Here is a 21406-nt window from a genome sequence, read left to right on the forward strand (position 1 = left end):
CAATCACAAGTAAAAGTTTGATATTGAACGGCTCTATGCTATTGAGAGCTATGCGGTGGTACTTTCTTATTGGGCTGTCGGCAGCCGTCGCGTTTGCAGGATGCAGCAATGTGGTCTTGGCCCAAACGGTGGTAGCAACCCCAGCTATCGATACCAGTATCTTCAAGGATGGGGCAGTTGAAGATAAGAACTTCAAATTCCAGGACTGGGCGGCAAATTGCCGACAGATTGTGAAAATCAAAAAGAGAGTATGCAATCTTTTATCGAACGCCGTGGATTACCGTGGTAATCTCGGCGGATCTGTCGTCATAGCATCTACCGATACTGGCATTCCTGCTATGATGATCACGCTGCCTCATGATTTGGCCCAAGAAAAACCTATCGCCGTTCGGGCGAGTTCGATTGGTAAAGTCGATGGAAAGGTCGTGAAGGTTGAGTTTGAGACGACAACTCGCCCCATGATCTGCGATACAAGTTGTAAGTATATGTTTCCCTTGGATTCGAGATTGGTCTTCATTCTCAACGCAGGTGAAACGGTATCCATCGCTTCCCCCGCTCCGGAAGGGCCGAAGGGAAAGCTCCGCAACGACCGGCCCGGCCAGCTCGTGAAATTTCTCACGATATCTGGGCGTGGATTTGCTGAGGCTCTCACCGAGAGCACTAAGGTTTGGTAGTTCGGCAGACTGTGGCGCTTCGCTTCGCATAACGTTTGCGGTGAGACGAGAGCGCAATGCTTTGCTGTCGAATGACGAACAGGTCTTCAACGGGTCGGTTGCCTAGCGAAAACGAGAGTCATGCAAATGGTTAAGCAAAACATTCTGTTTGTCATCTTCGTCTCTCTGACGGTCAATATCATCGCCTTAACAGGTGCAAATATCTACTCGGCATTTTCAAGTATTCCTCCACGGAATAATTTCGAGATGATTGAGTGCGGGGATGCGGCTGGGCATATTCACAAATGTATCCGCATCGACCCGAAAGCCGGAGAGATCAACGATGCCGCGAAGGGTGCGAGTTACCGCGTCATCTATGGGCAATAAGCCAAGGCAAAATATTGCAATGGTGGCGCCCCCTGAGTTCATTTGAAAGGTTCGAGCATGTCGAAAGCTACTTTGCAACTGCGAGCCTTCTTGATCATTCCCTTTGCGCTCTTCTCTGTGGCGGGTGCGGGGGCTACCCTGGCTCAAGGCGTAGAAGGTGCTGCTCTTGCGGTACACGGAGGCGCGCCGGCTCACGCTCAGTCGGCAGTCAAATCCGTCACGACGCAAAAGCCTAAGGCGAAGGCTGTCTCCCAAGCTTCAACTGGATTCGACATCATTGCCTGTGCTGATGCGAAGGGGATCGTCCATAAATGTATCAGGATCGACCCCGCTGCGGGAGAGGTCAACGATACTACGAGGGGCGCAAGCTACAGGATGATCTACGGACACTGAGCGTGCTGCAAGTCCTTGCCTGTCGCACCTTGTATTTAGTTAGGATCCAAAATCATGAAGCGCTCGATCAATTATACGCCGCTCGTGGTGGGTTTCCTCGGCGCCTTTCTATTGGCACCTGCCTACGTATCTGCGCAGGAGCAGCTTTCTGGAAATCCAGCGCCGAAGCTTCACCGCACTGAGCAGAAGCCGAGAGCGCCAGAGCGTGCGACGCTGAAGCCCGCAGCAACTCCCGCACCAACTGCGGCTGCTGCATCTACCCCGGCGTCTGCCGCAGCCGCTCCCAAGAACGAAACCGCAAACTTTCAAGGATGGTCGGTTGCATGCACGCCGCCCGGCTCTGCTGGGCAGCCGCGGACATGTATGGCGAAGACGACTGTGATCAAAAGCAAAGAGGATCCTCGCCCTATCGTCTTCATGAACATTGTGAAAGCCGACGGAAAGTCAACGCTCGTCATTCAGACTCCGACGGGGATCGATCTTGCGCCGGGCGTTATGCTCAAGATCGGGGATGCTGCGCCGCGGCATCTCAATTATGTCAGCTGTGAGCCTGCCCTCTGCTCGGCAGCTCTTCCCATGGATGAGGCTCTTACTCGTGAAGTGGCCGATTCTTCGAAGGCGAGTGCTTCATGGGTTGGGCTCGGCGTTGGCGAAGTTCGTGTCGAATACCCGTTGCAGGAATCTCGTAACACTATCGCTTATCTTGCTTCACGCTAAGAGCGCTTTGGCTGACACGTCGACAGAATGAAGTGTCGCTCAAACCCTGTCTGCCGATCCAGATGGTCGGCGGCGGGGAACGTTTCGGATGATGGAAATTGAAGGTTCGGCAAGGCGCCGTGCTCCAAAATATTCTGCGCTATGTCAGACGAAGCGAAAGCTTTGTTCGAGCGGGGCATCGCATCAGTGCTGTGGTGATGTCGCGGCGCCCTGAGGTCATGCGGCGGCTTTGAAGTGAGCTCAGGGTGTCGCGGTCAACTGGATACGCGCGCTAGGGTTGTGCCTTCTCAATGTGGCTCGGCATTTACTTGTTGATCAATGGCTGGCCCAGCTAAAAGATTTAGAACCGTATCTTATGTTCATGGACAATTCTCGCACGGCATTGTGCGGCCCGTAAGGATCTAGGATGCGTATCGGCATCTCTATCATGACCGGAAACAAACAGCATGTTTGGAATAACGGTCTTGTCCAGAACATCTATCATTTCGCGGCTCTTCTGCGAAAAATACCGTTTGTTGAACAGGTATATCTGATCAACTGTGGCGATCAGGATTGCCACCCGAACGGTTCGGACGACGAAGCCAAATCGTTGCCGTTGGTGAGGGCAGCAGAGGCCCTGGATCTAATCGATGTCGGCATCGAAATGGGCGGGGCTGTCGATGTCGAGTGGATCCGCCGACTTCGCTTCCAGGGTGGCAAGTTCATCTTACACCTTTGCGGGCAGCCTTACGTCTCGTTGATCGAGCCTACCATTTTCGGCCGCCAGGGCTTCTTCATCGAGGCGCAGCGAGCCGAGGAGATTTGGCTCCTGGCCAAGGACATGATCTTCGCGCCGATGCTGCGGACGATCCATCGGTGCCCCGTCTACGAGGTGCCCTATCTCTGGGCGCCACGGTTCCTCGAACAGACGATCGAGACGGCGGAAGATGGCGGGCCGCGCTACGGCTACCGCCGGGGGTCGCTCAAGCGGGGAACCGCGCGCCCCGCAATCTTCGAGCCCAACCTGTCGCCGATCAAGATGGGGCTCATTCCTTACATGATTTGCGATGCGGTCGAGCGCCGCTCACCGGGCATGCTCGAAGATGTGACGTATCTCAACGGCGACGGTATGATGACGCATCCGACGTTCGTTCATTTCATGCGCAACTCGGCTGTCTACCAAGCTGGAAAGGCGCGGATTACCGGGCGCGATTACTTTGCTCATGTCATGGGTCGTGGATCCAACATCGTGGTGAGTCATCAGATCAATTGTCCGCAGAACTACGTTTATCTGGACGCCCTCCACGGTAGCTACCCGCTGATCCATAATTCGCCGCTGTTCAAGGAGGCGGGCTATTACTATGAGGCGTCGGACGTCACGGCAGGGGCCCAGGCCCTGCGGCAGGCGATCGAGACCCATGACGACGACCTTGATGCCTATTCCGAGCGCGCAAAAGGCGTCGTGGATGCCCTGTCTCCGTCCGCAAGATTGAACGTCGATCATTACGCCCGCCGTCTGGTGGCCCTGACGAGTGCGAGTGCGACCCGGAGGTCGGCATGAGACAGCCGGACGGTTCGCGGGGTCATGGCCGTCCCGAGCGGTTGCGTGTCGGCGTCACGCTGTTTCTGAGGGACGAACATCAGTCGATCTGGGAAAATGGCATTTTCCAGAACAGCTTCTTTCTCCTGGCGACCCTGCGAAAGTCGCCGCTCGTCGAATGGTGTTGCATCATCGCCTCCGGACCTGGGGATCCGGCCAAAGCCAAACATTTCCTGGCCGGGGCGGAGGCCAGCATCATCGATTTGAATGAGGCGATGGAGACCCTGGATGTCGTCATCGAATTGAGCGCCCAACTCGATCCGGAATGGGGGCGTCGCTTTGTGGAGCGAGGAGGGCGGATCGTGGCGATGCGGGTCGCCAGCGATTTCGTCATCGACGCCGAGCGCATGGCATTCGGCCTGTCGCCAGGTCTGTTGATGTCGGGTGTGCCCTATCACGAAGTGTGGACGCTGCCGGCTTTCGAACCGACCTGCCGGACCTACTACGAAATGGGTTTCCGGGCGCCCGTCCGGATCATGCAGCACCTTTGGTCGCCCGTCCTTCTTGAGAGGGCGGCCTCGGGGACAGGCCATCACGAGAAGCTGCGCTACTCGCCCGGACGGTCCCGCTGGCGGGTCGGGGTGCTCGAGCCGAATCTCTGCTCCGTGAAGACCTGCCACATCCCCATGCTGGTCTGCGAAAATGCCTACCGGATGCAGCCCAAATTCCTTGAAGCGCTGCGCGTCTTCAACACGGACGGCATTCGCTCGAACGAGATCTTCGCAAACTTTGCCCGTTCCCTCGATGTGGTCAAGAACGGTCGGGCGAGCTTCGAAGGACGCTTCCCGATCTTCAGCGTGCTCGGGTCATATGTGGATGCGATCGTCTCGCACCATTGGGAAAATGCGCAGAATTATTTGTACTATGAAGCGATCTACCTCGGATATCCGCTGATCCACAACTCGAGATTGCTCGACGGATGTGGGTATTGCTACGGCGATTTCGATCCCGAGGACGGTGGCCGCGCCTTGCTGCAGGCTTTCTTGGAGCACGATCAGAGCCTAGGGGCCTACATGTCCAACGGGCGAAAGCTGCTGTCCAAGCTTGATCCGACGTCGGAAGCGAATGTCCGCCTCTATAGCGATGCCATTGCCGGGCTGTTCGATCCGGATCGCCAAGCCGACCCGACGTTAGCCTATCGCGGCGCGCAGGCGGAAGCGGTGTGAGGCTTCAGCGATGACACGGCGACCGCTGACGATCGGCATCACGATAGGCCTCCGGGATCCCGGAGAGAGTCTGTGGCTCAACGGGATCAAGCAGAACGCCCTGTATCTCGCCAAGCTTTTTCTGCACTCACCCCTCGGGCACCGGGCCATTCTCCTCAACACGACGGCCGTTCCCCTGAACGAGTCCCTTCCCTGGGACCGCAGCCGGTTCGAAACCCGGCCGTTCGAGGAGGGTTGGGAAGGGCTCGATGTGTTGATCGAGCTCGGCGGGCAAATCGATCCCGATCAGACGGCGCGCCTGAAGCACCAGGGAACAAAAATCGTCAGCTATTGCTGCGGACCGGAATACGTACAAAACATAGAGGCGATGATCTTCGGTCGCCCCCTCTACGACTCGATCTTCATCAATCAGCATTATGATTGCGTGTGGATCATCCCCCAGATTTGGGATTTGAATCGGGGCTTCTTCGAGACCTTGCGTCGCTGTCCGATCCAGGCAGTGCCGTTCGTGTGGGATCCGATGGCCCTTGAGGCCGCGACGCGTGACCTCCCGCATAGCGGCGAGTATCGACCCGGTCATAGGGCGAAGCGACTGACCGTGATTGAGCCCAACATCGATGTGATGAAGTTCTGCCTCTACCCGGTCTTCATTGCAGAGCGGGCTTACCGGCAGGCTCCCGATCTGGTGCAGTTTCTCCATGTCGCGAATGCGGACCGGTTTGCGCGGGAAAACCGCGAATTCGCCATGCTCATGCGTCACCTCGATCTGATCCGCGCCGGTCGGGCATCCTTCATCGGGCGTGTCACGACGCCGTATTTCTTGGCCGAGCACACCGATGTGGTGATCTCCCATCAATGGGGGCTGCCGCTCAACTATCTGTATCTCGAATGCTGCTGGCAGGGATTTCCGCTCATTCATAACGCCGATATCGCGAAAGATCTCGGTTATTACTATGAGGGTCATAATCTGGAGGCGGCGGCGGACGGTCTGCTCCGGTCCCTCCGGCATCACGACAGCGAGTGGCAGGCCTATCGTGCGAACCAGCGGAAACGGATCGGCCGCTTCCTCGCAACGGATCCCGCGCTCGTCGCCCGCTATGACGATCTTCTGTTCAACCTCGTGGACGGTTGAACTCCTGGCTTCCCGTCGCGGAAGCGATCATGCCATGGCCAAAGCACCGGCCATGAGAGCGAGGCCGAGGGCGAGCCACGCTACGTAATCGCCGATCAACCCGCTATGCAGAGCTTCCAGCGCCCGCGCGGGCGCGGATTGGGTCGCTTGGAGCGGGCGAACCACGGCGCCGGGCAGGTGCTGCCGGAACAACGCGTAAATCGCGAGCAGCAGTGCGGCGGCGACGGAAAGCCAGCCCGCCCAGGCCGGACCCTCGTGCAGGGCGCCCGTCATCGTTCCACGGGTGAAGGCCACGACCGCGCCAGGGGCAAGAGCGTGCGCCCAGTCCGTAGGAATAGCGACATCGAGTACCAGCAGCAGGCAGCAGGGGGCGAGCATCAGCCAGAGCGGCCGATCGGCCTTCTCGCGTTCCTCTTCACTCGGGGCATGGGCCTCGTCGCCGGGATCTTCGCCGAGGCCGAGGAAGATCCGACCGGCCGCGCGTAACACGGCGGCGCCGGTCAGGGCGGCACCGGCGACATTCGCGGCGAGCGCGAGGGGATGGGCGTCCTCCAACGCTCCGTGAAGAAGGCGTGAGCCGTAGTCGAGGAGCCCAACCGGCAGTCCCGCCAGGAGCAACGCGGCGATCGCCATCGCCGCGCCCGCTGGCCCGATACCGCGCCCAAGGCCGCGTAGGGATATCTCGTCGATGCTCGCGCGCGTCGCGAGAAGGATGCCCGCGATCATGAACAGCGCGCCTTTCACCATTCCGTGGCCGACCACGTAGACGAGGAGCCCACCGGTTCCGGAGGAGGACAGAGCGCCGATGCCGGTCAGCATGATGCCGGCATGGGAGATGGTGGAGAAGGCGAGCAGCCGCTTCAGGTGTCGCTGCAACAGGGCCATCCAGCCCCCGAGCACAGCGCTGACGGCACCAAGGCCGATCATCAGGGTAGGAACGGCCTCCTGGATCTGGGGCGATCCGGCGAAGACGAAGGCGGTGAGCTTGGCGAGGCCGAACACGCCCATCGACACCATCGCACCGGAGAAGATCACCGAGACCGGGCTCGGCGCGACGGCATGGGCGTCGGCGAGCCAGAACTGGAACGGCACGGCCGCGCCCTTGATCATCAGCGCCGCCGCGACGAGGCAGAAGCCTCCAGCCACGACGGGATCACGCCCCGCATGGGCGACGGCATAGGCGATTCCGGCGAAGTCCAGCGTCTCGGCGCGGGCGTAGAGCAGGCCGATGCCCCCGAGCATCAGGAAGCCCGCAAGGCTGTTCACCACGGTGAAGTTGAGTGCGCCCGCAAGCGCCGATTCTTCAAGGTGGTAGGCGGTGAGCGCGAAGGCGGCCACGCTCATCACCTCGAACCATACGAACAGGTTGAAGAGGTCGCGGGTGAAGCAGAACCCGACCATCGCGGCCAGGAATAGCAACATCAGAATGTGGAAATGCCCGTGTGTGCGGCCGAAGAAGCCCCAGGCGAAGACGAAGGTGAGGGTGTAGAGCAGTCCGATGAACGCGGCGATCCAGCCGCTGGCGGCATCAACCGAGAAGCCGATACCCAGCGCGACGCCATCGCGCGGCTCCCACCCGCCGAACCAGTAATCGACCGTGCCGTCCCCAGCCCGGGAGGCGATCAGGGCGCACAGGGCTGTCACCGCGAGAGAGGCGAGGGTGGCCAGGATATCGGGCAGGCGCCCCGGCAACAGATGGGCCGTCGCGAGGAGAGAGGCGCAGACCACCAGGGGTACGGCCACCGGCAGGGGGACGAGGGTCGCCGTCGGCCAGGTCGCGAGCAAAGTGCCGCTCATGGTGCGGGTCGCTCCCCGTTTGACTTGGTTTTCCCCGCCGAAGACTCTCGCCGGCGCCGCAGGGGCTTCAGGTGTTCGGGGTCGAGAGTGCCGCTGCGCTTGAAGATCTGCACGGTCAACACGAGCAGCAGGGCGGTCAGGGTCGCGCCGACGACGATGTCCGTGAGGACCAGCGCCTGCATCACCGGGTCCACGGCAGGCGTGCCGGGCGGGTGGTCGTAGAAAATCGGCGCGATACTGCCCCAGCGATAGCCGAGGCCGAGCAGCAGCACATAGGTGGCCGATTGGCAGACCGAGAGGCAGCCCACGAGGTGAATGAGGTTGCGGCTGGAGGCGAGGCCATAGAGGCCTGCCGCGAAGAGCCATGCGGCGACTGCGTAGGGGAGCCAGGTCACGCGGTATCCTCCCCCGGTTCATCCGGACCGTCGGATTCTCGCGTCTCTTCCAGGAATTCGAGGAAGAGTTGCGTGAAGCCGCCGCAGACCGCCAGGGCCACGCCTGCGTTCTCGATGAGCATCAGCCCGCCGGAATAGAGATCACGGAAGGTGCCGAGGGGCAGCACGTTCTGCATGAAGGCGGCCCCGGTCAGCATCGGCGCGAGCCCGCACAGGGCGAAGAGCAGGGCGCCCCCGCCTTCCATGGCGTCGAGCCAATGGCTGCGGACGACGTCGCGCCATCCCGCATAGCCCTCGCCGAGATAGGCGAGCAGCGTGCCGGAGGCGAGGATGACGCCACCCTGGAATCCCCCGCCCGGCGTCACCGTGGCGTGGACCACGATGTAGAGGCCGAACAGCATCAGGAGCGGCCCGGCGAGGCGGCAGGTCAGCACCACGGCCTCGGAGCGGGGCAGGATCGCCCGGCCGGGCAGGCGCATCGCGCGGTCGGTGGTGGATTCGCCGCGCCGCCCGCGCAGCAACACGACGGTGCCGGTGATGGCGGCAAGCAGCATGAACTCCTCACCCAGCGTATCCAGCCCGCGCACATCGAAATTGATGGCGCTGACCATGTTCGCGACGTGCCGTTCGCCGGGGACGATGGCGTTGATGCTCTCGCCATAGGCGGCGATGGTCGCACCGAATTCAGGAAGGCGGCCGATCACGGCGACGGCGCCCGGCAGGAGGCCTGCAAGGGCAGCCCCAAGGAGGGCGAGGCGCAGGCGCGGGCTCACTTCTCGTTGCCTTCCCCGTTGGCCTGTTCGATCCGGCCCGCCCGCACGGCCATGAGAGCGACGAGGAACAGCAGCGGCACGGCGACCGCGCCGACCGTGAGTTCCGACAGGGCGACGTCCGGTGCCTGAAGGGCGGTAAACAGGATCGCGAGCACGACTCCGTTGGCGGAGATCGCGAAGATCTGGCGATGCGGATCGCGCACCAGCACAACCGCCGTGCCCGATGCGGCAGTGAGCAGGAATAGGAGGCCGAGCAGAACGCTCATGCGGACCGGCCCTCTCGCAGGAGGATGGCCCGGCCCGCCGCGTGCGAGATCACCGCGCCGAAGCCGACGAGGAGGACCGTCATCAGCAGGATCTTCAGGGAGCGCACCGAGACACCGTCCGAGGCGAAGGCGGCAGCCGTGACGAAGGCGCCCACCGCGATGTTGAGGAAGGACACCGCATGCAACCTGTCGAGGGCGCGGGGCATCCGCCACAGGGCGAGTGTCGAGAGCCATGTGGTCGCGACGGCGAGGCCGAGCAGGAGCGCGATGATCGCCGTCATATCCACCGCTCCATGAAGACGGAGATCAGCAGGGTGCCGGGCAAAGCCAGGAGAACGGCGGTGAGGGCGAGGTCGATGACCGAGGCTTGGTCGGTGGCGAAGGTCAGAAGCGTCAGGATCGTCACGCCGATCGTCGTGGCGAGCTGGTAGGCCGCGAGTCGCTGGCCGGGGCGCCCGCGCCAGGTCAGTGCCACACTGAGGACGAGTGGAGGCATCAGGGCCAGGGTCGCCAGAATCCAGACGCTCATCGCCGTGCCTCGCTCTCGCTTAGGGAATGCTCGACGATTCCGGCATCGCCGCCCTTCTCGCGCAGGACGAAGCTGTCCGGCGCCAGCGACTTGGCGATCAGGCCAAGGGCGCGCTCGGCCGGGGCATCCGCCGTGGCCCAGGCGCTGGCAGCATCGCGCTCATAGGTCGTGTGGCCCGGTGGAGCGCCGTGGAGGACAAAGCCGAGCAATTGCCGTCCCACGCGGATCGTCGCGCCGGGCAGGGCGATCAGGGACCGCCAGATCGGGCCGAGAAAGCCCGTCCACCCGGAGAACCGCATGCCGCCGCCCCGGCCGCCCACGGCCCACCAGATGCATGCGAGGGTCGCGGCGCCTGCGCCGGTTGCTGCCTCGTCCAGGCTTAAAGAGCCTGCGAGGAGCATGTAAAGCGCGAACAGCACCACCCAGGCCGCTGCGGTGGTGAGGGCGAAATGTCCGGGTTTAGTGGCGGCGGAAGGCTGGGACATGCCGAAAGCGCCACCGGTTCGGGGGATCGGGCGGCTCCCGACCACCGGCAAGCCTGGCGGCACAATCGAGCAGTCGGCTCAGGGTTCCGCCGAGAGACGTGGCCTCATTGCCGTCTGACTAAAATATGATCGAGCCGCCCGCCGTCGCGATCAGGCTTTCGGCCCTCTGTCACTCTGGAGATAAGCTGCGATGTTGCGGCGGATGCGCTCCAGGGGGTTCTCGGCGGTTTCGGGCAGGGGGAATGCCTGTCCGGTGATGGTCTCGTAGGCGCGGATATAGACGGCGGCGGTTTCCAGGATGACCTCGGATGGGATCTCGGGGATCGGGTCCTTGTAGGGGTCGCAACGGGCGACCACCCAGTTCCGCATGAAGTCCTTGTCGAAACTCTCGGGGCTCTGGCCCGCCGCGAACCGCGCCGGGTAGCTCTGCGCGAACCAGTAGCGGCTGCTGTCGGGCGTGTGGATCTCGTCCGCGAGGACGATGCGGCCTTCGCCATCCAGGCCGAACTCATACTTGGTGTCGGCCAGGATCAGGCCCCGCTCGGCCGCGACCTCCTGACCGCGCGCGAACAGGCCGAGGGCCGCCGCGCTCACGGTCGCCCATTGCTCGGCGGTGAGCAGGCCGCGATCAAGGATCTCGGCCTCGGTCAGGGGCTCGTCGTGGCCGCCATGGTCGGCCTTGGTGGTCGGCGTGATGATCGGCCGGTCGAGCTTCTGGTTCGGGCTCATCCCGTCGGGCAGGCGATGGCCGTACATCTCCCGTTCGCCCGCCTTGTAGCGGGTCAGGATCGAGGTCGAGGTCGTCCCCGCAAGGTAGCCGCGCACCACGATCTCGACAGGCAGGATCGACAGGCGCTGCCCCACGACGACGTTCGGATCGGGATAGGCGATGACGTGATTCGGGCAGATGTCGCCCGTGCGCTCGAACCAGAACCGGGCGGTCTGCGTCAGCACCTGTCCCTTGAAGGGGATCGCCGCCAGGGCGATGTCGAAGGCGCTGATCCGGTCGGAGGTGATGAGGATGCGCCGCCCATCCGGCAGATCGTAATTGTCCCGGACCTTGCCCCGGTAATGGTTCGGCAGTTCGGCGAGGGTCGCCTCCTCAATGACATGCCGGACATAGGGGGCGAGGGCGGCGTGATCCATCATGCGCTCCGGGCGGGGGTCTCGCGATAAGCCTTTGCGCAGAACGGTAGCGGAAGACCAGAGGGCTCAAGCCTTCGCGGCAGGATCGTCCAAGGCTGCGATGCGGTCGAGGGCGGCAAACACGGCGTCGAACTGCTCAGGCGGGACGTCGTGCAGGCCCAGAGCCCGGCCCATGGCGATCCCGAGGATGGCGTAGAACGCGACAGATCCCGCGCCGAAGCCGCCTTCCGCCGCGGCCAGCCGGTCGAGGCGTTCCGCGACGAAGCCGTTGTAATCGGCGAGGGCGGCCGGGTTCTCGATGGAGGCCAGGAGAAGCGCGCGGGAAATCTCGTCGTCGGCGCAGAGGTTTTGCCGGAAATGCGCGACCATGGCCCGCGCGAGGCTTCGGCGCTCTCCCGTCTCCGATACCTCGCACTCGGCGATTCCCGTTCGCAGCTTGGCGAGCTTGCGCGCCACCAGCGCCGCCACGAGCGCGTCCTTCGAGTTGTAATGGTGCAGCACGCCACCCTTGCTCAGCCCCGCTTCGGCGGCGACCGCATCGATGGTGAGCCCGCGTGCGCCGTTGCGCAGCAGCACGGCGTCCGCTGCGTCGAGGATGATCTCCGGTCGCTCCGCGAGCCGCTGGCGCTTAGGCTGCATGACGCTCCTTAGTTACCGACTGGACGGTATGTAGCAAAGGGATTATAGGGAGCAAGGGTTCTCTCGCCGCTTGGCGTTCGTCGCGGTGCTGCTCGCATCATGCATCCTCGCTGCAAGTTCTGCATCTCACTCGCCGCCTTCCTGGCGGCACCGTTCCTCGTCGCCGCTTCGCCGCCGGGGGACGAGGGGCTCCTGCGCGTGCGCGTCGCCGAGGCACGACGCACCTCCATGGCGGAGGATGTCGTCTTCAGCGGCGACATCCAGGCCCAGGCTCAGGTCAACGTCTCGTTCCGCACGAATGGCAAGGTCGCCAAGCGCCTCGTGGAAGTGGGGGACCATGTCGCGGCGGATCAGGTCATCGCCGAACTCGAGCCGCTGACGCAACGTGCCAACCTCGATAACGCCCGCGCGGCGGTCTCCTCGGCCGAGGCGCAGCTCACGCAGGCGAAGCTCACCTTCGAGCGGCAAAAGCAACTCCTCGGCGGCGGGTTCACGACACGCTCGACCTACGACAACGCCGAGCAGGACCTGCGCACGGCCCAGGCCTCCGTCGAATCGACCAAGGCGGCCCTCGGAACCACGCAGGAGCAGCTGAGCTACACCGAGTTGCGCGCGGGCGTGCCCGGCATCGTCACTCGCCGGGACTTCGAGGTCGGGCAGGTGGTGCAATCCGGCCAAACGGTGCTGGTTCTCGCGCAGGATGGACCCCGCGACGCGGTGTTCAACGTCTACGAGGCGCTGACCGCCCGCCCGCCGGGCAACAAGGTCGTGGAAGTCTCGCTTCAGGCCGATCCCTCCGTGAAAACGGTGGGGACGGTGCGGGAAATCTCCCCGACCGTCGATGCGTCGAGTGGCACGGTGCGGGTCAAGATCGGGCTCGAATCGACGCCACCCGCCATGAGCCTCGGCTCGGTGGTCGTGGGGCGCGGGACGTTCGTTCCGCGCGACGTGGTCGTGCTGCCGTGGTCGGCTCTCTACCGCTACGAGAACGAGCCGGCGGTGTGGGTCTACGATCCGGCTAAACGCACTGTCGCGGTGCGCAAGGTCGCCATCGATCGCTACGGGCCGAACGTCATCACCCTGAAATCCGGCATCGAGCAGGGTGAGCACGTGGTGGTGGCGGGGATCCAGTTCCTGCGGCCGGGTCAGACGGTGGCGGCCATCGAACTCGGCGAGACGCCGCTTCAGGGTGCGGCCGTGACGGGCGAACGCCGATGAACCACTTACATCCAGCCGCACTGGCGCTCGCCGCCCTCGCGCTCGGCGCGTGCAAGCCGACCGAGGAGGCGCATGAGGCCTCGCCGATCCGCCCGGTGCTGACGCAGGTGGCGCAGCCGAGCGACAGCGTCACATTCGGCCCCTTCGCGGGCACGGTCGAGCCGCGCTACCAGTCGCAGCTCGGCTTCCAGATTCCCGGCCGCATGGTCGCCCGCGACGTCACGATGGGCGATCTGGTCAAGCAGGGGCAGCGCCTCGCGGCCCTCGATCCGGTGGTGTCGCGCTTCGATCTGACCCGCGCCGAAGCCGACCTCGCGGATGCGCGCGGGCAGGCGGAGAACGCCATGGCGGCCGAGGCGCGGACACGCCGCCTCCTGGCGGGCAATGCCGTCAGTCAGGCATCCCTCGATCAGGCGGTGGCGAAGCGCGACACCACGCAGGCCCGCCTGTCCCAGGCGGAAGCAAGCTTGCAGAAGGCCCGTGACCAGATGGGCTACACCGAACTCAAGGCAGAGTTCGACGGCGTGGTGACCCAGCGTCTCGCGGAAGTCGGGCAGGTGCTGAGCGCCGGTCAAGGCGTCGTCACCGTCGCCCGGCCGGATGCTCGCGACGCGGTGGTCGATATCCCAGAAGACCTCGTCGGTGCCATGCCGGCGGACGGTCTGTTCACCGTCTCGCTCCAGAGCGCACCGGAAATCACCGCACGCGGTCGCGTGCGCGAGACCGCGCCCTTCGCCGAGACCGGGGCGCGAACACGGCGCATCCGCATGACCCTCGAGGATCCGAACCCGGCCTTCCGCCTGGGCGCGACGATCACCGTATCCCTCAGCCGCGCGAAGCCGCGCAGCTTCGTGCTGCCTGCGACGGCGCTCCTCTCCGAGGGCGAGCGGCGCTCGGTCTGGGTCGTGGCGGCGGACGGGAAATCCGTCGTCCGGCGCGACGTCACCGTCGGGCGGCCGCCGGAGAACCCGGACGAAATTGCTGTGACGGACGGGCTGCAACCGGGCGAGCGCGTCGTCGTGGCGGGCGTCCATTCCATCCGCGACGGGCAGGCCGTGCGCCTCGCCACCGCCGCCGAGTGACCGTGCGGGAGCGGGTCGGATCGTGAAGGATTTCAATCTCTCGGATTGGGCGCTGCGGCACCGGTCGCTCGTCTGGTTCCTGATGGGCGTTTGCCTGCTCGCCGGGGTGATGGCCTATGGCCGACTCGGCCGCGAGGAGGACCCGCCCTTCACCATCAAGACGATGGTGGTGCAGGCGATGTGGCCGGGCGCCACCATCACCGACACCCTCGATCAGGTGACGGACCGGATCGAGAAGGAGCTTCAGCAGCTCAACGGGCTCGATTACGTCCGCAGCTACACGACGCCTGGCCAGACCACGGTGTTCGTGCAGTTCCGCGACACCACCAAGCCATCTCAGGTGCAGCCGGCCTTCTACCAGACGCGCAAGCGCCTGGGCGACATCAAGGGCCAGTTCCCCGCAGGCGTGCAGGGCCCGTTCTTCAACGACGAATTCGGCGATGTCTACGGCAACGTCTACGCCTTTTCCTCGGATGGGCTGAGCTACCGGCAGCTGCGCGACTACGTCGAGAAAGTGCGCACCGAGATCCTGAAGGTGCCCGATATCGGCAAGACGCAGATCCTCGGCGCGCAGGACGAGGTAATCTCCCTCGACTTCTCCCCACGCAAGCTCGCCGGCTACGGCATCGACCTCCAGGCGATCACCAAGGCCTTGCAGGCGCAGAACGCAGTCTCGGCTTCCGGCGTGGTCCAGGCCGGGCCGGAGCGAATTTCGCTGCGCGTCAGCGGCTCCTTCGCCAACGAGACCTCCTTGCAGGACGTGAACCTGCGGGTGAACGACCATTTCTACCGTCTCGCCGACATTGCCGAGATCAGCCGGGGCTACGCGGACCCGCCCTCGCCGCTGTTCCGGGTGAACGGCAAGCCCGCGCTCGGCCTCGCCATCGCCATGCGCCCCGGTGCGAACCTGCTGCATTTCGGCGAGGCGTTGAAGGAGCGGATGCACCGCATCGAGGGCGAGTTGCCGCTCGGCGTCCAAGTCCATCTCGTGTCCGACCAGCCGCGCATCGTGGAAGAGGCGGTCGGCGGCTTCACCGAGGCGCTGGTCGAGGCCGTGGTGATCGTCCTCGGCGTGAGCTTCGTCAGTCTCGGCGTCCGCGCGGGCCTCGTCGTGTCGGTCTCGATCCCTCTCGTGCTGGCGATCGTGTTCGTCGTCATGCAGATCATGGACGTGACGCTGCAGCGCATCTCGCTGGGCGCCCTCATCATCGCACTGGGCCTTCTCGTGGACGACGCGATGATCACCGTCGAAATGATGGTCGCGCGGCTCGAACTCGGGGAGTCTCTGAAAAAGGCCGCGACCTACGCTTACACCTCGACCGCCTTTCCGATGCTCACCGGCACCCTGGTGACGGTGGCGGGCTTCCTCCCCATCGGCTTCAACGGTTCGGGGGCCGGCGAATACACCTATTCGCTGTTCGTGGTGATCGCCGCCTCGCTCCTCATATCCTGGATCGTGGCGGTGCTGTTCGCGCCGCTCATCGGCGTCACGCTGTTGCCGAAGACGGTGAAGCACCATGCCGAGAAGCGGGGCCTGTTCACCCGCGCCTTCCTCGCGAGCCTGCGCGTCGCCATGCGCTGGCACTGGACCACGGTCGTTCTGTGCATCGGCCTCATGGCGGCGGCGATCGTCGGCATGGGTCACGTCCAGCAGCAGTTCTTCCCGTCCTCCGACCGGCCGGAGCTGCTGGTCGATCTCACGCTGCCGCAAAACGCCACCATCGCCGAGACCAAGGCTCAGATGGACCGGTTCGAGGCGGGGCTGAAGGGCGATCCCGAGGTCGTCGAGCTGGTCGTCCTATGTCGGCCAGGGCGCCGTGCGCTTCTACCTTCCCCTCGATCAGCAGCTCGAACAACGCGTTCTTCGGCCAGATCGTGATCGTCACCAAGTCGCTGGAGGTCCGCGACCGGATGATGGCCAAGCTGCAGGCGCGCGCCCGGCAGGACTTCGTCGGCACCGATGTTCTGGTCCAGCCCCTGAGCCTCGGGCCCCCGGTGGGGCGGCCGGTGCAGTACCGCCTGAGCGGCCCGGACGTGCAGGACGTGCGCCGCCGCGCCCTCGACCTCGCCAACGTGGTCGCGCAGGATTCCCGCCTCGACGTGCCGACCTTCGACTGGAACGAGCCCGGCAAGGTGCTGCGCGTCCACATCCTGCAGGACAAGGCCCGCCAGCTCGGCGTGACCAGCCAGGACATCGCGGGCCTGCTGAACGGGATCGCGGGCGGGCAGAGCATCACGCAGGTGCGCGATTCGATCTACCTCGTAGATGTGATCGGCCGGGCGCGGGCCGCCGAGCGCACCTCCCTCGACACGCTCCAGAGCCTTCAGGTCGGGCTCGCCAATGGCGCGGTCGTGCCGCTGCTCGCCTTCGCCCGGATCGGCTACGAACTGGAACAGCCCATCGTCTGGCGCCGGGACCGGATGCCGACCGTGACCGTGCGGGCGACGATCCGCGACAACACGCAGCCCGCCACCATCGTCGCCAACCTGAAACCGGGCATCGATGCCTTCACCAAGGCCCTGCCGGAGAGCTATACCCTGGCGACCGGCGGCGCCGTAGAGGAAGCGGCCAAGGGCCAGGGGCCCATCGCCAACGTCGTTCCGGTGATGTTGCTCATCATGGCGACGCTGCTGATGATCCAGCCTGCAGAGCTTCGGGCGGATGTTCCTCGTCTTCACCGTGGCGCCGCTGGGGTTGATCGGCGTGGTGCCCGCGCTGCTACTGTTCGACAAGCCGATGGGCTTCGTCGCCATCCTCGGCATCCTGGCGCTGGTCGGCATCATCATCCGCAACGCGGTGATCCTCGTGACGCAGATCGAGGAGTTCCACGCCGAGGGCAAGACACCGTGGGATGCCGTCTACGAGGCGACGCACCACCGGATGCGGCCGATCCTGCTGACGGCAGCGGCGGCAAGTCTCGGCCTGATCCCGATCGCCCGCGAGGTGTTCTGGGGGCCGATGGCCTTCGCGATGATCGGCGGCATCCTGGCCGCGACCTTCCTGACGCTGCTGTTCCTGCCCGCGCTCTATGTCGGCTGCTATCGCATCCGCGAAGAGAAGACGGCCGCCTCGTAAGCGTCTTTACCGGCGGCGGGCGGACACCTTGACCGCCTGCGGCTGGGACTTTCGGCGGGCCGCGAGGAGCGCTGCGGCGAGCGCAGCGAGGACGGCCGGGGCACCGACGACGAGACCGGGCAACGCGGTGTTCAGGACCGCCATGGCGACACCTCCGAACGCTGAGGGTCAGGATCGCCGGAAGGGATTTAACGAAAGGTTACCGGACGGCGTTAACTGCACGTTTACCATCCCGGCACACCGATGCGGCTGGCGCGGATCGGGGGCGGGCATGGCACGGCAGAGGGGTCCGCGACGTCGCTTGGCCACTCTCACCGGTCTCGCCATCCTCGTCGCTCCGGTGTCGGCCGAGGCGCAGGAAGCCCTGTTCCTCCGCATCCGGCCGCAGCCCGATCCCACCGCCATCGGTGTCGGCGGCGGGGCCATCGACGAACGCGCCGCTCGCGAAGCCGCTTTCGAGCGCAGCAATGCGAGAGCGCGCCGTATCATCGAATCGGTCTGCACCGGATGCTTGGCACCCTGGACGCCGCCGCAGGCCCGGCTCCTGGCCAGTGCGGCCGTGCCTGAAATTCCTGCGGTCCGGGGGCTTGAAACCAACCGCCCTGGTGAGGCATCCGAGCCGACCTTCGAACCATCGATCCCCGAGAGGCGACCATGACGCAATCGCACCCGACCAGCGGCGCCGAACCTGAGATCGACTGCCCGGTCAGCCTGGAGACTCTCGGCTCGGTCTACCGGGCCGACGATTACGACCTGCCACTGATCCTGGAGCAGATTCCGCCCCTGAAGCGCGCGCAGTTCGCCGCCTATCTCTACGGCAAGAGCCACACGCACCAGCTCGGCCTGAAGGTCGCCCGCTCCTGTGATCGCGAGGATCTGATCCGCGTGGCGGGGGAGATCGGCGCGGTGATTCACGGACAGGCCCATCTGAAGCCGTCCCGCCCGGCGGTGGACCCGGCCGCGGCCCTGACCAAGCACAAGCCGATGCCCGGCCAGAAGAAGGTGAGCCTCGCGGGCGCCGCGAAGCCCGCCATCAGCCTCGGCGGCTCGGCCAAGATCCGCAACTTCGACTGAGACCAGTCCCCAGACCGAGCGGGCATGCGCGTTGCGTGCCCGCTCCGCGTCGTTTAACTGCCGCCGATGAATACCGACCACGACAAGATCCTGATCGTCGATTTCGGCTCTCAGGTGACGCAGCTCATCGCACGCCGGGTGCGTGAGGAGGGCGTCTATTGCGAGATCGTGCCCTTCACAAAGGCCGAGGCCGCGTTCCGCGAGCAGAAGCCCAAGGGTGTGATCCTCTCCGGCGGCCCCGAATCGGTGACCGTCGAAGCCTCGCCCCGCGCGCCGCAACTGGTCTTCGAATCAGGCGTGCCGGTCTTCGGCATCTGCTACGGCCAGCAGACCATGGCAGCCCAGCTCGGCGGCGCGGTTGAAGGGGGGCACCACGCCGAATTCGGCCGGGCCGAGGTCGAGATCCTGGCGGATTGCCCGCTCTTCAAGGGCGTCTGGACCAAGGGTGAGAGGTACCCCGTCTGGATGAGCCATGGCGACCGCGTGACGAAGCTGCCCGACGGCTTCACCACGGTGGCCATCTCGAAGAACGCGCCCTTCGCGGCGGTGGCTGACGAGGCACGCAAATACTACGCGGTGCAGTTCCACCCGGAGGTGGCGCACACGCCCCACGGCGCCCTGCTGATCCGCAACTTCGTGCGCGACGTCGCGGGCTGCTCCGGCGACTGGACCATGGGTGCCTACCGTGAGGAGGCCATCGCCAAGATCCGTGAGCAGGTCGGCTCGGAGAAGGTGATCTGCGGTCTGTCCGGCGGCGTCGATTCGGCGGTGGCGGCGGTGCTGATCCACGAGGCGATCGGTGATCAGCTGACCTGCGTGTTCGTGGACCACGGCTTGTTGCGCCTCGGCGAGGCCGAGCAGGTCGTGGCGCTGTTCCGGGACCACTACAACATCCCGCTCGTCCACGTAGAAGCATCGGGCATGTTCCTGTCGGCGCTCGAAGGGGTGTCCGACCCCGAGGTCAAGCGTAAGACGATCGGCCGCCTGTTCATCGATGTGTTCGAGGCCGAATCGAAGAAGATCGGCGGGGCGGCATTCCTGGCACAGGGCACGCTCTATCCGGACGTGATCGAGAGCGTGTCCTTCACCGGCGGCCCCTCGGTGACGATCAAGAGCCACCACAATGTCGGTGGCCTGCCCGAGCGCATGAATATGAAGCTCGTGGAGCCGCTCCGCGAGCTGTTCAAGGACGAGGTCCGGGTGCTCGGGAAGGAGCTCGGCCTGCCGGAGGCCTTCGTAGGCCGCCACCCGTTCCCCGGTCCGGGCCTCGCCATCCGCTGCCCCGGCACGATCACGGGCGAGAAGCTCGACGCCCTGCGCAAGGCCGACGCGATCTATCTCGACGAGATCCGTCAGGCGGGTCTCTACGACACGATCTGGCAGGCCTTCGCGGTGATCCTGCCGGTCAAGACGGTGGGTGTGATGGGCGATGGCCGGACCTACGACCATGTCTGCGCGCTGCGCGCCGTCACTTCGGTGGACGGCATGACGGCCGATTTCTACCCCTTCGACATGGCCTTCCTCGGCCGCGTGGCGACGCGGATCATCAACGAGGTAAAGGGCATCAACCGTGTGACCTACGACATCACGTCGAAGCCGCCGGGCACCATCGAGTGGGAGTGATTCTCACCCCCGCATAAAGCCGGCGCCAGTGCCTTGATTGCCGGCCTGAACTTGGCGAGGTGCAGCCCGTCGCGGAGCGCGCCGGGCTTGGCGTAGCCGGTATCGCCGTCACGAAGGTCGGCGAAGGGGTCGGTGAAGGTGCAGCCGAGCTTTTCGCAGAGCGCCTTCAGCCGCCCCGAATAATCGCCGACCGCCCCGGCATCCACGAAACCCGCGATCTCGCGCCCCACCGGGGGAGGGCGGTGACGACGACCCGGCCGGTCACGGCCTGTAGCCCGCGCACGATGCGCTCGGCCGAGGCTTCGAAGCGGGACGCCGCATCGGTCCCCTGCGGGCGGTTCTTCAGGAGAAGATCGTTGGTGCCGATGGTGAGCGAGGCTGCCTTCGGGCGCACCGGGAAGGTGAGCTTGGCGACATACTCCGCATAGGCCGAGGAGGTCGCGCCGCTCACTCCACCATTGACGAGGGGGATGCCGCAGGGGCGCTGATCGCCGGGCTGCAACTCGGTCTGTGAATCGCCCGCCAGGAAATCGTATTCTGCAGGCGCCTCATCCAGGGCCACCTGCACCGCCACGAGGCGCATGGCGGCGTAGGCGCGGGCATCGGCCGGGGCCTTGTGCGAGGTCCAACCCGCGATGAACCCCGCCGCAAGCATCATGAGCGCGGCGAGGGCGGGAGCGATGAACCGCTTCATTGATCGGCGCCCGCACGGTTCACCTGCGCCTCGGGCCGGGAGTCGGTCGAGGCGTAATAGGGTTTGATATCGAGGAGCGGCGTCCCATCGAGGCAATCGAGGCCGCGCACCTGGAGGGTGTCTCCCTCGCGGCCGAGCAATTCCACAACCGACAGTGCGATGGGGTTGGGCCGGGCCGGAGAGCGCAGGGAGAAGGTGCCGCGCGGCCCGGCGGCGTGGCGCGGCTGCTGGACGAGGAGCCCGCGCGTCGCCTGCTCCATCCAATAGAGCAGGATCAGGTGCGTGCAGCCGGTGACGTTGCCGAGCCCCGTCGCGTAGGCCGGATCGACTTCGACCGTGCAGATTTCCTGTGTCTGGAGCCCGTTCTTCGGGCAATCCTTGCGCTTGGTCCAAGGCGTGCGCAGGCGGCCTATGAAGTGCAGGCCGGCATCGAACGTCTCCGGCAGATCCGCCATCACCTCGCCGGGGCGCACCCCGAATTCGTCTGCCTGCATCGAGCGTGTCCTGCCTTCCCGCCGGGGTGTCGGCCATGGGGCCTGTCGATGCAAGAGCCCCCGAAGGACCGCCTCGCGCCCGCCGCGG

Annotated in this window: 24 protein-coding genes and 1 pseudogene; 12 read left to right on the forward strand and 13 right to left on the reverse strand. The window is 64.9% G+C overall.

Features of this window, described 5'->3' with window-relative positions:
* Window positions 1-50 precede the first annotated feature (50 nt).
* The 6 genes from ACFQE0_RS11215 to ACFQE0_RS11240 all read left to right on the forward strand — a co-directional run bounded on the left by ACFQE0_RS11215 (window position 51) and on the right by ACFQE0_RS11240 (window position 6027).
* A complete protein-coding gene (locus tag ACFQE0_RS11215) occupies window positions 51-674 on the forward strand; it encodes an invasion associated locus B family protein (protein ID WP_378969565.1) in 624 nt (207 codons plus the stop codon).
* Between the two features lie 120 nt (window positions 675-794).
* Window positions 795-1040 (forward strand): hypothetical protein, encoded by a 246-nt coding sequence (locus tag ACFQE0_RS11220; protein WP_378969567.1) that lies wholly within the window; start codon window positions 795-797, stop codon window positions 1038-1040.
* Window positions 1041-1487: 447 nt separating this feature from the next.
* Window positions 1488-2150 carry an invasion associated locus B family protein gene (locus ACFQE0_RS11225; protein WP_378969570.1) on the forward strand — a complete coding sequence of 221 codons (663 nt, stop codon included), beginning with the start codon at window positions 1488-1490 and terminating at the stop codon, window positions 2148-2150.
* A gap of 406 nt (window positions 2151-2556) precedes the next feature.
* Window positions 2557-3690: a DUF2827 family protein gene (locus ACFQE0_RS11230; RefSeq protein WP_378969572.1), complete on the forward strand. Its 1134-nt coding sequence runs from the start codon at window positions 2557-2559 to the stop codon at window positions 3688-3690.
* Window positions 3687-4895 carry a DUF2827 domain-containing protein gene (locus tag ACFQE0_RS11235; protein WP_378969575.1) on the forward strand — a complete coding sequence of 403 codons (1209 nt, stop codon included), beginning with the start codon at window positions 3687-3689 and terminating at the stop codon, window positions 4893-4895. Before ACFQE0_RS11230 ends, ACFQE0_RS11235 begins: the two co-directional genes overlap by 4 nt.
* Before the next feature lie 10 nt (window positions 4896-4905).
* Entirely contained in the window at window positions 4906-6027 is a 1122-nt protein-coding gene (locus ACFQE0_RS11240) for a DUF2827 domain-containing protein (RefSeq protein ID WP_378969578.1), read from the forward strand.
* A gap of 27 nt (window positions 6028-6054) precedes the next feature.
* Here ACFQE0_RS11240 and ACFQE0_RS11245 read toward each other — a convergent pair whose 3' ends face one another.
* The 9 genes from ACFQE0_RS11245 to ACFQE0_RS11285 all read right to left on the reverse strand — a co-directional run bounded on the left by ACFQE0_RS11245 (window position 6055) and on the right by ACFQE0_RS11285 (window position 12057).
* A complete protein-coding gene (locus ACFQE0_RS11245; protein ID WP_378969580.1) occupies window positions 6055-7824 on the reverse strand; it encodes a complex I subunit 5 family protein in 1770 nt (589 codons plus the stop codon).
* Window positions 7821-8219, reverse strand: a complete 399-nt coding sequence (locus ACFQE0_RS11250) for a sodium:proton antiporter (protein ID WP_378969582.1) — start codon at window positions 8217-8219, stop codon at window positions 7821-7823. The genes ACFQE0_RS11245 and ACFQE0_RS11250 overlap by 4 nt, the downstream gene beginning before the upstream one ends.
* A complete protein-coding gene (locus ACFQE0_RS11255; protein WP_378969585.1) occupies window positions 8216-8992 on the reverse strand; it encodes an MnhB domain-containing protein in 777 nt (258 codons plus the stop codon). The genes ACFQE0_RS11250 and ACFQE0_RS11255 overlap by 4 nt, the downstream gene beginning before the upstream one ends.
* Complete coding sequence (locus ACFQE0_RS11260) at window positions 8989-9258, reverse strand: Na(+)/H(+) antiporter subunit B (RefSeq protein WP_378969587.1); 270 nt, start codon at window positions 9256-9258, stop codon at window positions 8989-8991. The genes ACFQE0_RS11255 and ACFQE0_RS11260 overlap by 4 nt, the downstream gene beginning before the upstream one ends.
* The gene (locus tag ACFQE0_RS11265) at window positions 9255-9539 is read right to left on the reverse strand and encodes a monovalent cation/H(+) antiporter subunit G (protein ID WP_378969589.1); all 285 of its coding nucleotides are present in this window, start codon (window positions 9537-9539) and stop codon (window positions 9255-9257) included. Before ACFQE0_RS11265 ends, ACFQE0_RS11260 begins: the two co-directional genes overlap by 4 nt.
* Window positions 9536-9787, reverse strand: coding sequence for a monovalent cation/H+ antiporter complex subunit F (locus tag ACFQE0_RS11270; RefSeq protein WP_378969592.1), 252 nt, complete (start codon window positions 9785-9787; stop codon window positions 9536-9538). The genes ACFQE0_RS11265 and ACFQE0_RS11270 overlap by 4 nt, the downstream gene beginning before the upstream one ends.
* Window positions 9784-10272, reverse strand: coding sequence for a hypothetical protein (locus ACFQE0_RS11275; RefSeq protein WP_378969594.1), 489 nt, complete (start codon window positions 10270-10272; stop codon window positions 9784-9786). The genes ACFQE0_RS11270 and ACFQE0_RS11275 overlap by 4 nt, the downstream gene beginning before the upstream one ends.
* Window positions 10273-10422: 150 nt before the next feature.
* On the reverse strand, window positions 10423-11418 hold the full coding sequence (locus ACFQE0_RS11280; protein ID WP_378975426.1) for a phosphoribosylaminoimidazolesuccinocarboxamide synthase: 996 nt from the start codon (window positions 11416-11418) through the stop codon (window positions 10423-10425).
* A 66-nt stretch (window positions 11419-11484) separates the two neighbouring features.
* Window positions 11485-12057 carry a TetR/AcrR family transcriptional regulator gene (locus ACFQE0_RS11285; protein WP_378969596.1) on the reverse strand — a complete coding sequence of 191 codons (573 nt, stop codon included), beginning with the start codon at window positions 12055-12057 and terminating at the stop codon, window positions 11485-11487.
* A 99-nt stretch (window positions 12058-12156) separates the two neighbouring features.
* Between ACFQE0_RS11285 and ACFQE0_RS11290 the strand changes: the two genes are divergently transcribed.
* The 3 genes and pseudogenes from ACFQE0_RS11290 (at window position 12157) to ACFQE0_RS11300 (ending at window position 17433) form a co-directional block, all read left to right on the forward strand.
* Window positions 12157-13275 carry an efflux RND transporter periplasmic adaptor subunit gene (locus tag ACFQE0_RS11290; RefSeq protein ID WP_378969599.1) on the forward strand — a complete coding sequence of 373 codons (1119 nt, stop codon included), beginning with the start codon at window positions 12157-12159 and terminating at the stop codon, window positions 13273-13275.
* Window positions 13272-14357 carry an efflux RND transporter periplasmic adaptor subunit gene (locus tag ACFQE0_RS11295; protein WP_378969601.1) on the forward strand — a complete coding sequence of 362 codons (1086 nt, stop codon included), beginning with the start codon at window positions 13272-13274 and terminating at the stop codon, window positions 14355-14357. Before ACFQE0_RS11290 ends, ACFQE0_RS11295 begins: the two co-directional genes overlap by 4 nt.
* 22 nt (window positions 14358-14379) lie before the next feature.
* Window positions 14380-17433 (forward strand): annotated as a pseudogene (locus tag ACFQE0_RS11300) (efflux RND transporter permease subunit).
* A gap of 6 nt (window positions 17434-17439) precedes the next feature.
* Here the strand turns inward: ACFQE0_RS11300 and ACFQE0_RS11305 are convergent.
* Window positions 17440-17577, reverse strand: a complete 138-nt coding sequence (locus ACFQE0_RS11305) for a hypothetical protein (RefSeq protein WP_378969603.1) — start codon at window positions 17575-17577, stop codon at window positions 17440-17442.
* A 157-nt stretch (window positions 17578-17734) separates the two neighbouring features.
* On the opposite strand from ACFQE0_RS11305, the gene ACFQE0_RS11310 reads away from it, so the two are divergent.
* The 3 genes from ACFQE0_RS11310 to guaA all read left to right on the forward strand — a co-directional run bounded on the left by ACFQE0_RS11310 (window position 17735) and on the right by guaA (window position 20130).
* Complete coding sequence (locus ACFQE0_RS11310) at window positions 17735-18091, forward strand: hypothetical protein (protein WP_378969605.1); 357 nt, start codon at window positions 17735-17737, stop codon at window positions 18089-18091.
* Window positions 18088-18507, forward strand: a complete 420-nt coding sequence (locus ACFQE0_RS11315) for a hypothetical protein (protein WP_378969608.1) — start codon at window positions 18088-18090, stop codon at window positions 18505-18507. Before ACFQE0_RS11310 ends, ACFQE0_RS11315 begins: the two co-directional genes overlap by 4 nt.
* Before the next feature lie 66 nt (window positions 18508-18573).
* Window positions 18574-20130, forward strand: coding sequence for a glutamine-hydrolyzing GMP synthase (gene guaA, locus ACFQE0_RS11320; RefSeq protein ID WP_378969610.1), 1557 nt, complete (start codon window positions 18574-18576; stop codon window positions 20128-20130).
* On the opposite strand, the gene ACFQE0_RS11325 is transcribed toward guaA, so the two are convergent.
* From ACFQE0_RS11325 to tsaA, 3 genes are read right to left on the reverse strand one after another with little or no spacing between them, the layout of a single operon-like run.
* Window positions 20085-20360, reverse strand: a complete 276-nt coding sequence (locus ACFQE0_RS11325; RefSeq protein WP_378969613.1) for a hypothetical protein — start codon at window positions 20358-20360, stop codon at window positions 20085-20087. The genes guaA and ACFQE0_RS11325 overlap by 46 nt on opposite strands.
* Window positions 20297-20824 (reverse strand): SGNH/GDSL hydrolase family protein, encoded by a 528-nt coding sequence (locus ACFQE0_RS11330; RefSeq protein WP_378969616.1) that lies wholly within the window; start codon window positions 20822-20824, stop codon window positions 20297-20299. The genes ACFQE0_RS11325 and ACFQE0_RS11330 overlap by 64 nt, the downstream gene beginning before the upstream one ends.
* The gene (gene tsaA, locus ACFQE0_RS11335) at window positions 20821-21318 is read right to left on the reverse strand and encodes a tRNA (N6-threonylcarbamoyladenosine(37)-N6)-methyltransferase TrmO (protein WP_378969618.1); all 498 of its coding nucleotides are present in this window, start codon (window positions 21316-21318) and stop codon (window positions 20821-20823) included. The genes ACFQE0_RS11330 and tsaA overlap by 4 nt, the downstream gene beginning before the upstream one ends.
* Between the last annotated feature and the right edge of the window lie 88 nt (window positions 21319-21406).

This window comes from Methylobacterium komagatae (assembly GCF_042661665.1).
Lineage (GTDB): Bacteria > Pseudomonadota > Alphaproteobacteria > Rhizobiales > Beijerinckiaceae > Methylobacterium > Methylobacterium komagatae.

What these genes read in the sequence shown, in the direction of transcription:
- ACFQE0_RS11215 (WP_378969565.1), top strand. Translation starts at nt 51, where the DNA reads ATGCGGTGGTACTTTCTTATTGGGCTGTCGGCAGCCGTCGCGTTTGCA.
- ACFQE0_RS11220 (WP_378969567.1), top strand. Translation starts at nt 795, where the DNA reads ATGCAAATGGTTAAGCAAAACATTCTGTTTGTCATCTTCGTCTCTCTG.
- ACFQE0_RS11225 (WP_378969570.1), top strand. Translation starts at nt 1,488, where the DNA reads ATGAAGCGCTCGATCAATTATACGCCGCTCGTGGTGGGTTTCCTCGGC.
- ACFQE0_RS11230 (WP_378969572.1), top strand. Translation starts at nt 2,557, where the DNA reads ATGCGTATCGGCATCTCTATCATGACCGGAAACAAACAGCATGTTTGG.
- ACFQE0_RS11235 (WP_378969575.1), top strand. Translation starts at nt 3,687, where the DNA reads ATGAGACAGCCGGACGGTTCGCGGGGTCATGGCCGTCCCGAGCGGTTG.
- ACFQE0_RS11240 (WP_378969578.1), top strand. Translation starts at nt 4,906, where the DNA reads ATGACACGGCGACCGCTGACGATCGGCATCACGATAGGCCTCCGGGAT.
- ACFQE0_RS11245 (WP_378969580.1), bottom strand. Translation starts at nt 7,824, where the DNA reads ATGAGCGGCACTTTGCTCGCGACCTGGCCGACGGCGACCCTCGTCCCC.
- ACFQE0_RS11260 (WP_378969587.1), bottom strand. Translation starts at nt 9,258, where the DNA reads ATGAGCGTTCTGCTCGGCCTCCTATTCCTGCTCACTGCCGCATCGGGC.
- ACFQE0_RS11265 (WP_378969589.1), bottom strand. Translation starts at nt 9,539, where the DNA reads ATGACGGCGATCATCGCGCTCCTGCTCGGCCTCGCCGTCGCGACCACA.
- ACFQE0_RS11270 (WP_378969592.1), bottom strand. Translation starts at nt 9,787, where the DNA reads ATGAGCGTCTGGATTCTGGCGACCCTGGCCCTGATGCCTCCACTCGTC.
- ACFQE0_RS11275 (WP_378969594.1), bottom strand. Translation starts at nt 10,272, where the DNA reads ATGTCCCAGCCTTCCGCCGCCACTAAACCCGGACATTTCGCCCTCACC.
- ACFQE0_RS11280 (WP_378975426.1), bottom strand. Translation starts at nt 11,418, where the DNA reads ATGGATCACGCCGCCCTCGCCCCCTATGTCCGGCATGTCATTGAGGAG.
- ACFQE0_RS11285 (WP_378969596.1), bottom strand. Translation starts at nt 12,057, where the DNA reads ATGCAGCCTAAGCGCCAGCGGCTCGCGGAGCGACCGGAGATCATCCTC.
- ACFQE0_RS11290 (WP_378969599.1), top strand. Translation starts at nt 12,157, where the DNA reads ATGCATCCTCGCTGCAAGTTCTGCATCTCACTCGCCGCCTTCCTGGCG.
- ACFQE0_RS11295 (WP_378969601.1), top strand. Translation starts at nt 13,272, where the DNA reads ATGAACCACTTACATCCAGCCGCACTGGCGCTCGCCGCCCTCGCGCTC.
- ACFQE0_RS11305 (WP_378969603.1), bottom strand. Translation starts at nt 17,577, where the DNA reads ATGGCGGTCCTGAACACCGCGTTGCCCGGTCTCGTCGTCGGTGCCCCG.
- ACFQE0_RS11315 (WP_378969608.1), top strand. Translation starts at nt 18,088, where the DNA reads ATGACGCAATCGCACCCGACCAGCGGCGCCGAACCTGAGATCGACTGC.
- guaA (WP_378969610.1), top strand. Translation starts at nt 18,574, where the DNA reads ATGAATACCGACCACGACAAGATCCTGATCGTCGATTTCGGCTCTCAG.
- ACFQE0_RS11330 (WP_378969616.1), bottom strand. Translation starts at nt 20,824, where the DNA reads ATGAAGCGGTTCATCGCTCCCGCCCTCGCCGCGCTCATGATGCTTGCG.
- tsaA (WP_378969618.1), bottom strand. Translation starts at nt 21,318, where the DNA reads ATGCAGGCAGACGAATTCGGGGTGCGCCCCGGCGAGGTGATGGCGGAT.